The sequence below is a fragment of the Lacrimispora sp. 38-1 genome, assembly GCF_049890855.1.
Lineage (GTDB): Bacteria > Bacillota > Clostridia > Lachnospirales > Lachnospiraceae > Lacrimispora.
This window is the reverse complement of sequence record NZ_JBANEW010000006.1, coordinates 173,148-185,227: the sequence shown is the minus strand read 5'-3', so window position 1 is coordinate 185,227 and position 12,080 is coordinate 173,148. Positions and strand designations below refer to the sequence as shown.

Genomic DNA, 12,080 nt, shown 5'->3' with positions numbered 1-12,080 from the left:
TAATTATTTGCAATCTAATATGCACCCAATAACATATGGAGGAATAAATATGACCCCAAGCATTTACAGTATCAATTGGCCGAGTCTTTGGACTCCAGTTCAGAAATTACAAAGGAGTATCACAGTATCAGAAGATGAAATGAAAGTGGTCTTATTGGGAACTGGATCCCCTATTTTTAACCCTTTGCGTTCAAAACCTGCTCAGGCTGTGTTAGCAGGAGACAAAATATTTTTAGTGGACTGCGGAGCTGGAACAGTATCTCGTCTTGCTGAGCTTGGGATAGAGCCAAGGAATGTCAACGGTGTTTTCTTCACTCACTTTCACAGTGATCACGATGCGGGATTCCCGGATTTTTATTTAAGCAGTTGGATAGGCGGCACCAAAGAGCGGGATACAGCCTTAGATGTATATGGTCCGCCGACAACAGAAGAAACGATCAAAAAAATAATAGACGCATTTTCTTTCGACATTAAGATAAGAATTGAACAAGCTCATCACTCACCCGTTGGTTTGAATGTGAATTATGCTGAAATGACGGAAGGTGTAATTTATAATGATGGTCAGATGAAAGTAACGGTTTTTCCAGTCGACCACAATCCAGTAAAAGAAGCGGTTGGATACAGGTTTGATTACAAAGGGAAAAGTGTGGTTTTTTCAGGGGACACCCGCCCGTGCCAGAATATTGTAAAGTATGGACAGGATGCTGATTTGCTGGTACATGAGTCATACAGTACATTTTACATGGAAAAGGCAAAAAAAATGTATCCCGACCGAGTAAGTACAATTAATGAAGTAATGAATTACCACTCTTCTACGCTGGAGGTAGCTAAAGAAGCTGGAGATGCTCACGTAAAGCATTTGGTATTAACCCATTTAATGCCGTCTCCTTCGGAAACCTGGTATTTCGAAATGGCTTTCAAAAATGGTATGAAAGACATTTATAATGGTCCGATTACTGTAGGACGTGATCTCAATGTGTTTACATTGAAATAGTTTAAAGCAACTAAATCTCGGACAGCCATCTGACTGACTGCCCGAGATTTTGAATATTCTACTTTGATTTTATACTCAAATCGCCCATTTTTGTCTTAGCAACGGCATTGATGATGCCATTTTTAAATGTACCTGTGATGGTATACGGCACTTTTCCCATGGTTGTTTTCAAATCGCCTGCGAAAGAGATATTTCCGTTAGTATCAATGGATCCCCCCGTAAAAGCATTGTCATTTTTCATGAATGAAATGGTGCCAGACAATGATGTTCCGTCAATGTTCAGGACAACTTTTCCGGGCAGATCTCCCATCGGGGTGGATATGAGAACTTCGTAATCGTTTTCTGCCGCATCAGCATCCTTTTTCTTTGCCTCCTGAGGCGTGGTAAGGATAATTCTCTGAGCGTTATCATTCAACGAATCGTGTACGGCCTTTTCTCCGCCCCGGCGTCTTGTGGTATCAATCCCCAGCAGCTTTCCAAGGTTACCGCCGAAAATCTTGCGTTTATCCTCATCAGATAGCGGCAGATAGCCATATTTCCACTGCAGTTCCTCAGGGATCTGGAAATCAAGCAGCCCCAGAGACGCTGCGCCGATTTGTGCGCCAAAACCGGCACTGTCTGTACCCCAGATAATCCGGTCTGGACCGACAAAGCGAATTGCCTCTCCAAGAATATGCGCAAATTTGTACGGGGCGGTCAGCGCCCACGGTACAAGCAGACTCAGGCACAAATAGACATTGGGATGACCCAGCGCAACCATATTCAGCGCGTCGGTGTACGGATAACCCATATGAAATGCAATAATCCTCAACCCTGGAAAATCGCGGGCAACATCGTCAAGCTGTGTCGGATGGCAGTATTTGCTCTTACCGGGCGGAACCCAGGAGAATCCGGTATGCATACATAAAACCGCGCCCAGTTCTTCCGCACGTTTGTAAAATGGCCACAGCTCGGGATCGTTAATATATGTATCCTCAGGCGAATAATACTTAAAAATCTTCGCACCCTTATCCATCCAATATTCCATTTCCCATATGGCATTTTTAACGCCTCGCTGTTTAATGGGTGACAGGTTTGGCTCAATAATGAAGCGGTCGGGATGCGTCTGCACAGCATTCCAGGCATCACCGTTTGTGCACCAGCGGCTGGAGTACCCCGTCGTATCCATCATAGATTCCGGCAGCAGACATGCAACATCCATACCATACTTATCCATAGCCCGAAGGATATTTTCGGGATCTGTACTTTTTGTCATTTCCCATGGTTCAATGGTGTTTAGAAGAGACTCCGGCGCGCACTGCAGCGTAGGACGCATAATTCCATCTATTGCGCGCCACCACATCTGAACGCCGGGGTAATGATTGACCGGACCCATATCGCCTATGATATGACATTCCGGATCAATTTTAAAGAAGCCGTCTTCCCATACGTTGTGATTCATAAGCTAAATCTCCTTTCCTAGATCTGTGACAGGTTGTTACATTTTTCCATAAACTTCTTAGCCCGGACATCCATCAGACCATCCGTCTTCCAAAGTTCCGGATAATACTTCTCGAAACCGGCCGTCGGATTGACGGAACAGCGAATCCAGCGGTTTTCAAACAGGTTCATATAACATTGCTGGCATCGTGCGCATTTGACGATATCGCATGCACGTCCCTCTTTAACCTTTGCGGGCCAGTAGGGATCGGCAATGGATTGACGTCCCAAAGATATGATGTCGGTTTTTCCGGATGCAATAGCCTGAGCAGCCATTTCTGGATTCATAAAGTTTGGTGTTATAATTGGCATTCCGCCGGAAGCTGTTTTAAAGCCTGGCGCCCATTTTGTAAAGTCATCCTCGCCATCTGGAGCAAAAGCCGCCCCCAGATTTTCATAACCTCCCTGAGATACATTGAAATAATTGGCTCCCGCTTCCGTAAAAAGCCTGACAAACGCGCAAGCCTCCTCATTGGTCAGGCCCTGTGGCATGAGCTCGTCGCCCGACAGACGACATCCCAGCACCTTGTCAGGACCGACTTTTTTACGTACGCGCTCAATGATGTTTGTGACTACACGGCCGCGGTTTTCTATACTGCCTCCATATAAGTCGGTGCGCTGATTGGAGCGGCCCGACAGGAACTGGTGAAGCAGGTACCCATGAGGAGTGTGAAGCTCCACGCCGTCGTAGCCTAAATCGTAGCAGGCACATACCGCTTCCACCATAAAGTCCTCAAGCTTTTCAATCTCACTAATCGTCAATTCACGGGGCGTCTGGCCGCATATAATGTGGTAATATTCCGGAGCTTTCTCTTTTAGCATCTTGAGAATAACAGGTTTCATTGCCTCGTATTCATCATCACTTAAGCTTTTGATTTTATCGTAGTCCCAGATTTCTGAGGGGATTGATATTCCCGCCTGTTTCATAATGCGACTTAATTGCCGGTACCATCCCTTGTTAATGTTTCGTAAATCAATATTAAGAGGTACTGCGCTGGGTGCGCCTGACGCAATGCCATTCTCATCTGGATGCCCCTGCCGCCCCCATCCTGGGGATACCTGAATGAATACCTTTGCTCCCTTATAAGAATGGATCACATCCGCCATCTGGCTAAGCTGGCGGTACTTCTTCTGGCTGTCAGCCAACAGCGGATTCAGGCTGTCGCTGCCGCGCCACGGAAAGGGATTTGCTACCACACATTCTGTGATAATCAGACCGAATCCGCCTCTGGCCCTGGTCGCATACCAGGCGTTGGACTGTTCGCTGGTAAAGCCCTCAGGCCCTGTATACCCCATGTTCATGGGAGACATGGCGATGCGGTTTTTAAGTTCAACATTACCAACTTGAATTGGTTCAAATAATACATCAGTGTTCATAATAAAACTCCTTTCAGTATTTTGTATAGTCACATATGATAACTAATTGACATATGTAACTATATCTATTATACTTTTAAGGAGAGCAAATACAACGCTCAATACATACCCCGGTGTAACTTAATTGACAAATGCACTGAAACTGTTTCCGAAATAAAGGAGCTCTGAAAAAATATGGACTTACGAATACAAAAAACCTATATGGCGCTTTCCAACACCTTCTTTGAGTTGTTGGAAGAAAAACGTTTTGAGGATATCACCGTCAACGAGCTATGTGAGCGGTCTATGGTACGCCGTGCAACCTTTTACAAGCATTTTGGCGACAAATATGAGTTCTTCACGTTTATCATCCGGGAAATTCAGGCGGAGTTCGACAGGGAAATCGCGGCCAGCCTGGATACCGCCATGCCTATCGATTTTTATATCACAATCGTCCGCCGCGTCATGACATTTTTCAAGGAAAAGGACAAGCTCGTCCAATCTGTGCTGAAAAGCGAATGCTATCCGTCATTATTCCGAATTCTATCGGAACAGGTAGAATTTGATATTCTTCAAAAACTTAAAGAAAATGCGGAAAAAGGGTATAAGCTCATTGCCGATCCTGAGGTTATGGCACATTTTTTTACCGGCGCTATCCTGGAGACCTTACAGTGGTGGTTAACCAGCAAAATGCCGATATCCCAGGAAAGCATCGAGAAACAAATCGTAGATATGATGAAAGCCGTCTATCTGACGGCTAATACAGACTGACCAAAAAAAGGAGACACCGTTGTGCCTCCTACTTTAAGTTTTCTATCTGCTGTTTTATAGAGTTGATTTCTTCTGCAAGTCCTTCAATCTTTGAATTCAACTTATTTGTATCTTGATTAAGTTCCCTTCTGAATTTTAATTCTTTCGCCACTTCTTCTAATGCATCTGCAATTCTTTTTAAGTTATAATCGTCCATCCGACTTTTCCCCTTTTTGTTTTTATAATATACTAAAATAATTATTTTTCTGCATTTTCAAGCATTTTGTCAGCCTCATTAACATGATCCGAAAAGTCTCCTCTTAAATGTTTCAGTGCAAATTTTTCCTCGGAAATTTCTTCCGCTGTACGCACCCCAAATTTTCTGATTATAGGTAAGGGCGGACACCACCCCTGCAATGCGTGCATTAACAAGAAAAATCCGACCATTCCGCTTAAAATAAAACAATTGTCCCTTTTTTTCCTAAATCCAAGAATTGAGCTTAAAAGTATGATAGATGCAGCATTTGTTTCCAACACTCGCTCAGTGTCCCACTCAAAATTTAATTTATTAATTCTTTCAGTTAAAATCTCTTTGTTGCTGTCCTTATATTTTTCAATACAACAAACCGTTTTATTTCTAATATTTTTATTTACCTTGTTACAAGTATGCTTGGCTGATTTTTTTGTTGTTTGCGGTAATATGTTGTATTTCATTTGTAACCTCCTCGTATATCTGTATCTTCATATAATACGACTTTAAAGAGATTTTATTCATATTTTAATGATTCATTAATTTTTTCACTATGAAGTTATAAAAGACGTTTAATAGCCTAGTTCCTCATTTAAAATAATAACCTTAATGCGGTCTTTGACAAACTGACCTTGAATTAGTACAAAATCATTACAAATACGTTCTTTATGTTTGCAATCGATACAACGTAATAATTTTGTGCAGGGAGTTTGTTTTCCGAGGCGTTTGGCATCCAGTGGAGCTGCAATCTGTCTTGTTCTTTTGATAGCAGAGTCAATATCAGGAGTAACTTTATTGATTCCAACAATAAGAATGACCTGATTTGGACCATAAAGCATAGGGGCTACCCGGCTTCCGTTCCCATCGATATTAAAGATAGCCCCATCCAGAGTGATGGCGTTGGTTCCACTGATAAAAGTGTCTGCAGAAAAATTTTTTAAGTATATTTCCCGTTTTTCTTCTTTGGTTAGCCCTGACTGATATTTATCATAAAAGGTAACGTTTTCTTTTCTTAGAAAATCAAAAACTCCCAGTTCTTCTAAAGTTACAGAATCACCACAGCCTATACCAGAGTTTTCTGGTATAAGCTCTTTTAAAAGAGGGAAAAGATCTTCTCGATTTTGAATAAAGTATCCCTTTATATTTTTCTTATCTAAATTTTTAATTAATGTTAAAATTTTGTGTTCCAAAATAAAATCTCCTTACTGATTTGCAGTTATTACATCATTGTTTCTATTATAAACGAACATTTATATGAATCAATCTTTTTTACAATGGAATTTCATTGAGCAATCCGTGAACTAAAATTATAAAAAATTACCTGGAAAATACAGGATTATATTTTCCAGGTTAATATGTATAATCTTATAGAAAAACAAGCCTATTTTGTTTTTCCCTGATTTGCTACCATCTTCATTTTTGCAGCTATTACATCCGGATTTCCTAAAAACTGCTTCTCTATAACCGAGAGTGTATCATCCAGTCCATATACCAACGGGACTCCCGTGGCCAGATTAAGCTCTATGATTTCCTGCTGGGAAAGATGCTCCAGATACATAATCAGGGCCCTCAGGGAATTTCCATGCGCTGTAATCAGTACCCTTTTTCCTTCCATAAGCTGTGGTCTGATCTGCTTCTCAAAGTATGGAATCACCCGTGCAATGGTGTCTTTCAGACTTTCCGCTAACGGCAATTCGCTTTCCCCCACATTATGATATGCTTTCTGATGAGCCGGATTTCTATCATCCTGCGGCTCTAAGGATGGTGGCTGTACATCAAAAGAACGCCGCCAGATTCTAACCTGTTCCTCTCCATATTTTTCAGCCGTCTGTGACTTATTTAATCCCTGTAATTTCCCATAATGGCGCTCATTAAGCTGCCAGGCCTTTATGACAGGCAGCCATTCTGCATCCATTTCCTCCAGGGTTAAATTCAGCGTATGGATTGCACGTTTCAGATAAGAGGTATAACAGATGTCAAATTCATATCCTTGCTCCTTAAATAACCGGCCAGCTTCTCTTGCTTCTTTTTTGCCGGCTTCTGATAAGTCCACATCTGTCCAGCCGGTAAACAGATTTTCTAAATTCCAGATACTTTCTCCATGACGGAGTAATACTAATTGATGACTCATATTCAGTCCCTCCCTATAAGGATGCTTCATAAATTTCAATAATTGTTTTCAATAATACCGCATCAAATTCCTGCTGTGTCTGTTTTACAGAAAGGTCAGAAAGAAGTGCTCTGGAAAAACTGGCTATGAGTTTCGGATTCTGCCTCAACAGTTCATTTGCCTCTTTACGGCTGTAGCCACCGGATAGTGCCACAATTCGCAGAACTCTTGGATCATTCATTAACCCACTGTAAGTTCCGGCTACCGAAGGGATAGATACCTTCAGCATAATGTTCATTGAATCATCCAGTTTTTTTAGATGGCTTATCATTTCTGTAATCAGCATTTCCTCTGCTTCCTGCTTGGTGCTGCTATGTATATCTACCTCCGGTTCCAGAATCGGCACAAATCCGGCATCAGAAATTTTCTGACCCAGTTCAAACTGCTGTTCTACAATTGCATGAATTCCAACACTATTTGCTTCATGGATAACGGAACGCATCTTTGTTCCAAAAATATTTCTGGCGGCCGCTCTGTTCAAAAGTTCATCCAGCTTAGGAATCGGCTTCATCAGCTGAACCCCGTCTTTTTCTTCATCCAGTCCATTGTCAATTTTCAGAAAAGGAACAATCCCCTTTTTCTCCCACAGATAATCCGCAGTATACAGGTTGTCAATTTTACGTTCCATTGTTTTTTCAAACAGGATTGCCCCTAATATATGATCGGACGAAAATGCCTTGCTTGCAATAATCCGGCTTCTCATCTGCTGAATCAGATCATACATTTCATCCTCTGTATGATATTGTGAAGTCTCAATTCCATAGTCCCTCAAAGCCTTCGGTGTACTCCCTCCGCTCTGATCCAACGCTGCAATGAATCCTGAACCATGCTTCATTCGTTCTAATTGTTCTGTTTTGATATTATACATAAAGCCTCCTTAATCTTCTGGACCGTTTTCCAGATAAGAAAATAACTGTATCAAAATTTACTTCCTTTTGCAGGTTAGTTTTAACTAACTTTTATACATCTATTATGCGCCCTTTTTGATTGTACGTCAAGTATACAATTGATGAAAAGCATGGCTGCCCTCACATCTATACTAAGTCAATTTAGGTTTCACTCTTCTGCCCGCAATTTGTTCTATTGCATAAGCTGTATTTAATAGTTCTTCATCCGTTTGAGCAATGATATTTATTCCGTAAGGCATTCCATTATTATATAACCCACAGGGTACTGTAATTGCTGGTAAACCAGTATATTGAACAATGGGGTGATCTTTAAATACAATACATACATTCACATCCTTTAACTGATCACTTATATATCGTTTTGTGGACTCCATATCTTTTAACGTATCCAGATATAGGGATTCTGTCATATCTCCAGACGTATTATTCTGGGCATCTTCTAATAATATTTGACCATATCTTAAGGCTTCTTCTTTATGATTATTGTTAAACTCAATTATTTCTTTTAAACTTTTTATTTTATAATTATGTGGTAACTCAGCTAAATATTGATTCATAGCATATTTAAACTCATATTTTTTAATATCATCTATCTTTTTATTAGAAATTGTTTTGAGATGTAATTGTTTTAAGATTGCACCAGCTTCCTTTAACTTATCTAAAACACCATTCGCCTTCTTTACGTCTTCCTGGGACATATTATCGATTGCAGATTGGTCAATCCCTATAACAATACCTTTAAGACTTGTCTTTTCTGTAAAGTGTATTTTATCAGCTGATATTTCATTAAAAATAATAATTGCATCTTTAACAGTTCTTGTCATGGGACCAACCATATCAAGAGTAAAACTTATGGGTATAATTCCTTTTATACTCAAAGTACCCTTACCTGGACGGTACCCTACAATACCATTTTTTAAACCAGGAGATATGATAGAGCCGGAAGTATCCGTGCCAAAAGCTGCCGTACATAAATTAACTGCTACTGCAACCCCTGAACCGGTGCTGGAACCTGCCGGGCTTTCACTTAAAACGTATGGTGATTTTACTATTCCTCCTTTTGAACTATATCCGTTTGGCATTCCCTTCGTCATATAATTGGCAAATTCAGTCATATTTGTTTTGCCAAGAATAATAGCACCTTTTTTTCTCAAAATATTAACAATATCAGCATCCGTTTCTGCAATTGAATCTGCCAATGCCAGCGATCCTGCGGATGTGTGCAGGCGATCTGCAGTATTTATATTGTCTTTTAAAAGAATCGGTACCCCGTAAAGCAAACCAGAATCACCCTTATTTCTTTCATCAAGCTCCTCTGCTATTGTAATAACATCAGAATTTATCTCACAGATAGAATTTAATCCATGAAAGCCTTTGTCCAAAGAGTCAATCTGCTCTAAATATTGTGAAACAATCTCTTTTATAGAGAAGGTTTTATTTTTTATTATCTTACTTAATTCAGTAATTGTTACTTCGCCTAAATTTATTTTGGCTGCCATATTTTTCTCCTGCATCTGTTTGACATTCTATAGTTATATTTTTACTATTATCTTCCTATATAGATTGATTTATTCATGGTAATATCGGTGTACTGACAGATTAAGAGCCGATGTCATCTATATTTCAGCCGTTTGTAGAAAAGCCAAATAAAAAATTGTTATTGACAGAGCAGGAACTATTATGTATAATACAGACAAATAAAGTCTGTAATATCTTTTGTGGAGGAATAATTATGAAGTATACGAAAGCAACGAATTATGCTTTGCATATAATGGCCTATTTCGTTAAGCAGGAAGGCAAAGACAATTTAAGTCTTCAGCCTTTAGCTGGTCACATGAATATATCACCTACCTACCTTTCCAAGATACTGACTCAATTAGTCAAGGCTGACCTTATTCAGTCTGCACCTGGTGTAAATGGAGGCTATAGTCTTAGGAAACCCAAGACTGAAATAAGCTTTTATGACGTCATTCAAGCCATTGAAGGCAGCGGTGCTCTTTTCACTTGTGAAATGGACGAGGATCGCGCCTGTCTCATAGAACAGGTTATGAGAGACGCTGAAGAGAAAATGGTGAACCACCTGAAAGAAAAACACATTTATGACATTGTGTAAAAAATGAGTCAGAAATAAAGGCAGCCACAACTGCTCATTTTTTGCCTTAATTATAGATATTTACAGTCTATATTATATTTTATAGGAGGATTAATTATGAATTACATGGATCATCACAACCAACCGGATCAAAAATTTTTAAACAAAATTGCTTTTTTAGATAGCAGACAAAGGGAGCTCCTCATACCACCGGAAGCACTTATTAACCAGTTGCCCATTCAAATAAATCAAACTTTACTGGATGTTGGAGCCGGCTCAGGTTTACAATTCCTATGGCACAAAGCACATCTGGCAAAGTGTACGCTATGGATCCTGACAGACGTATGCTCAGCGTTATAAAAGATAAGGCTAAGGAAAAAGGCCTCACTAATATTGAACTGATTGAAGATTATATTGAAAACTTAAGCATTCAAAATAACAGTATTGATTTTGTTATGGCATCATTAATACTCCACGAAGTGAGTTCACTAACAAAAGCACTCTCAAATATATTTGAGGTGCTAAAATCAGGAGGGCACTTGTTGTGTCTGGAGTATGAAAAGGACGACTTGATAATCGAAGGACCTCCAATGTCCATTCGAATTGGATCAGAGGAACTCCAAAATGCATTGTCATTAATTGGCTTTAAAATCGTGAAGAAGACTAAAATCAATGATGCTATCTACACTGTTTTAGCAGTTAAAAAGGAGAATTAATTTATGCAAACAAATAAAGATATGCTTATTACCATGCCAGTCAGCAGACTGTTACTCAAATTTTCACTTCCTGCTATTGCTGGTATGATTGTAAACTCCTTATATAATTTGGTGGACAGAATATTTGTCGGCAGGATTGGTGGTCTTGCCATGACAGGAATAGGATTGAGCCTGCCGTTTATGATGATGCTATCCGCCGTAAGTTCATTGATCGGAGTAGGAGCCTCAGCACTCATTTCTATTAAGTTGGGCGAAAATGATAAAGATGAAGCCAAAGGGTTACTTGGTAATGCCATAACATTGCTCATTGTTTTAATGCTTTTAATGACACTTTTAGGACTTATTTTTAAGGTTCCTGTACTGAAAGCATTTGGTGCCAGTGAAGCAACTATGCCTTTTGCAGTGGATTATATGACTGTCATTCTCTATGGTGCTGTATTCCAGGGAATTGGAACAGGACTGGTTAATGTGGTAAGAGCTGCAGGACAGCCTGTCAAATCAATGGTGATTGTACTTGTTGGAACGCTTATTAATATTATTTTGGATCCATTTCTTATTTTCACTTTTGATATGGGCATTTCTGGTGCAGCCTGGGCAACAATTATCGCACAGCTGGTAACATCCATCCTGGTTATACAACACTTCCTCAGTGAAAAAAGTCAAATAAAAATTGAACTGAATAAATTAAGACTCCGCTTAGTAACTATAAAGTCGATACTCAGCATTGGATTTGCTGCATTCGCAATGCAGTTATCTTCCGTTGCCGTCAGCATCATATCCAACAATGCACTTAAAACATACGGCGGTGACGTTGCAATAGGGGCAATGACAATAATCAACTCCGTGATGGTCCTGTTCCTTATGTCGGCTATGGGAGTTACACAAGGTGCTGCACCAATTATAGGCTTTAATTTTGGTGCCAAACGCTTTGACAGAGTGAAACAGGTATTAAAACTCGAACTGTTAACTGTTTCATCAATCTGCACAATAACATTTATACTTATTCAGGCTTTTCCTGTAATGCTTTCCAGTATCTTTACCAGTGAACCAGATCTTATTTCCAAGGCAAGTACCGGAATGCGTCTGTTTTTATTAATGCTTCCACTTATTAGTGCCCAAATAGTTGGAGCAAGCTACTTTCAAGCTATTGGTGAAGCAAAAAAAGCAACATTTTTAGGACTTTTAAGGCAAGTGCTTTTACTGATACCTTTACTGCTTATTTTACCTGATTTCTTTGGATTAAATGGTGTATGGGGAGCAGGTGCTCTGTCTGACCTTATCTCCAGCCTTATTGCCATCGCCTCTTTAAAATCGGCATTCAACAATTTGAAAAAACTCGAAAATGGGGAGCGGGGGTAAGGCTAA

At 39.9% G+C, this 12,080-nt stretch carries 14 protein-coding genes; 6 read left to right on the top strand and 8 right to left on the bottom strand.

Annotated features, from left to right (window positions below; translation table 11 throughout):
- Positions 1–994: MBL fold metallo-hydrolase (locus V7D18_RS02580; protein WP_426151158.1), on the top strand; the 994-nt coding region annotated here is incomplete at its 5' end.
- 58 nt (positions 995–1,052) lie between these two features.
- On the opposite strand, the gene V7D18_RS02575 is transcribed toward V7D18_RS02580, so the two are convergent.
- On the bottom strand, positions 1,053–2,435 hold the full coding sequence (locus tag V7D18_RS02575) for an amidohydrolase family protein (RefSeq protein ID WP_426151156.1): 1,383 nt from the start codon (positions 2,433–2,435) through the stop codon (positions 1,053–1,055).
- A gap of 17 nt (positions 2,436–2,452) precedes the next feature.
- On the bottom strand, positions 2,453–3,850 hold the full coding sequence (locus tag V7D18_RS02570; protein ID WP_426151154.1) for a hypothetical protein: 1,398 nt from the start codon (positions 3,848–3,850) through the stop codon (positions 2,453–2,455).
- A gap of 174 nt (positions 3,851–4,024) precedes the next feature.
- Here V7D18_RS02570 and V7D18_RS02565 point away from each other — a divergent pair, with 174 nt between their 5' ends.
- The gene (locus tag V7D18_RS02565) at positions 4,025–4,600 is read left to right on the top strand and encodes a TetR/AcrR family transcriptional regulator (protein ID WP_426151152.1); all 576 of its coding nucleotides are present in this window, start codon (positions 4,025–4,027) and stop codon (positions 4,598–4,600) included.
- Between the two features lie 28 nt (positions 4,601–4,628).
- Here the strand turns inward: V7D18_RS02565 and V7D18_RS02560 are convergent, their stop codons facing one another.
- The 6 genes from V7D18_RS02560 to V7D18_RS02535 form a co-directional block, all read right to left on the bottom strand.
- A complete protein-coding gene (locus V7D18_RS02560; protein WP_426151151.1) occupies positions 4,629–4,796 on the bottom strand; it encodes a hypothetical protein in 168 nt (55 codons plus the stop codon).
- A 41-nt stretch (positions 4,797–4,837) separates the two neighbouring features.
- Positions 4,838–5,293, bottom strand: coding sequence for a YgaP family membrane protein (locus V7D18_RS02555; protein WP_426151149.1), 456 nt, complete (start codon positions 5,291–5,293; stop codon positions 4,838–4,840).
- 108 nt (positions 5,294–5,401) lie between these two features.
- The gene (locus V7D18_RS02550) at positions 5,402–6,019 is read right to left on the bottom strand and encodes a lactate utilization protein (RefSeq protein WP_426151147.1); all 618 of its coding nucleotides are present in this window, start codon (positions 6,017–6,019) and stop codon (positions 5,402–5,404) included.
- Between the two features lie 191 nt (positions 6,020–6,210).
- Entirely contained in the window at positions 6,211–6,960 is a 750-nt protein-coding gene (gene gpmA, locus V7D18_RS02545; RefSeq protein WP_426151145.1) for a 2,3-diphosphoglycerate-dependent phosphoglycerate mutase, read from the bottom strand.
- A 13-nt stretch (positions 6,961–6,973) separates the two neighbouring features.
- Positions 6,974–7,858 carry a fructose bisphosphate aldolase gene (locus V7D18_RS02540; protein WP_426151166.1) on the bottom strand — a complete coding sequence of 295 codons (885 nt, stop codon included), beginning with the start codon at positions 7,856–7,858 and terminating at the stop codon, positions 6,974–6,976.
- A gap of 180 nt (positions 7,859–8,038) precedes the next feature.
- Positions 8,039–9,406 carry an amidase family protein gene (locus tag V7D18_RS02535; RefSeq protein ID WP_426151143.1) on the bottom strand — a complete coding sequence of 456 codons (1,368 nt, stop codon included), beginning with the start codon at positions 9,404–9,406 and terminating at the stop codon, positions 8,039–8,041.
- A 233-nt stretch (positions 9,407–9,639) separates the two neighbouring features.
- Between V7D18_RS02535 and V7D18_RS02530 the strand changes: the two genes are divergently transcribed.
- From V7D18_RS02530 to V7D18_RS02515, 4 genes are all read left to right on the top strand, one after another.
- Positions 9,640–10,020, top strand: coding sequence for an RrF2 family transcriptional regulator (locus V7D18_RS02530; RefSeq protein ID WP_426151141.1), 381 nt, complete (start codon positions 9,640–9,642; stop codon positions 10,018–10,020).
- Positions 10,021–10,116: 96 nt separating this feature from the next.
- Positions 10,117–10,359 (top strand): hypothetical protein, encoded by a 243-nt coding sequence (locus V7D18_RS02525; protein ID WP_426151140.1) that lies wholly within the window; start codon positions 10,117–10,119, stop codon positions 10,357–10,359.
- Positions 10,326–10,715 carry a class I SAM-dependent methyltransferase gene (locus V7D18_RS02520; RefSeq protein ID WP_426151139.1) on the top strand — a complete coding sequence of 130 codons (390 nt, stop codon included), beginning with the start codon at positions 10,326–10,328 and terminating at the stop codon, positions 10,713–10,715. The genes V7D18_RS02525 and V7D18_RS02520 overlap by 34 nt, the downstream gene beginning before the upstream one ends.
- A gap of 3 nt (positions 10,716–10,718) precedes the next feature.
- A complete protein-coding gene (locus V7D18_RS02515) occupies positions 10,719–12,074 on the top strand; it encodes an MATE family efflux transporter (RefSeq protein WP_426151137.1) in 1,356 nt (451 codons plus the stop codon).
- Positions 12,075–12,080 lie beyond the last annotated feature (6 nt).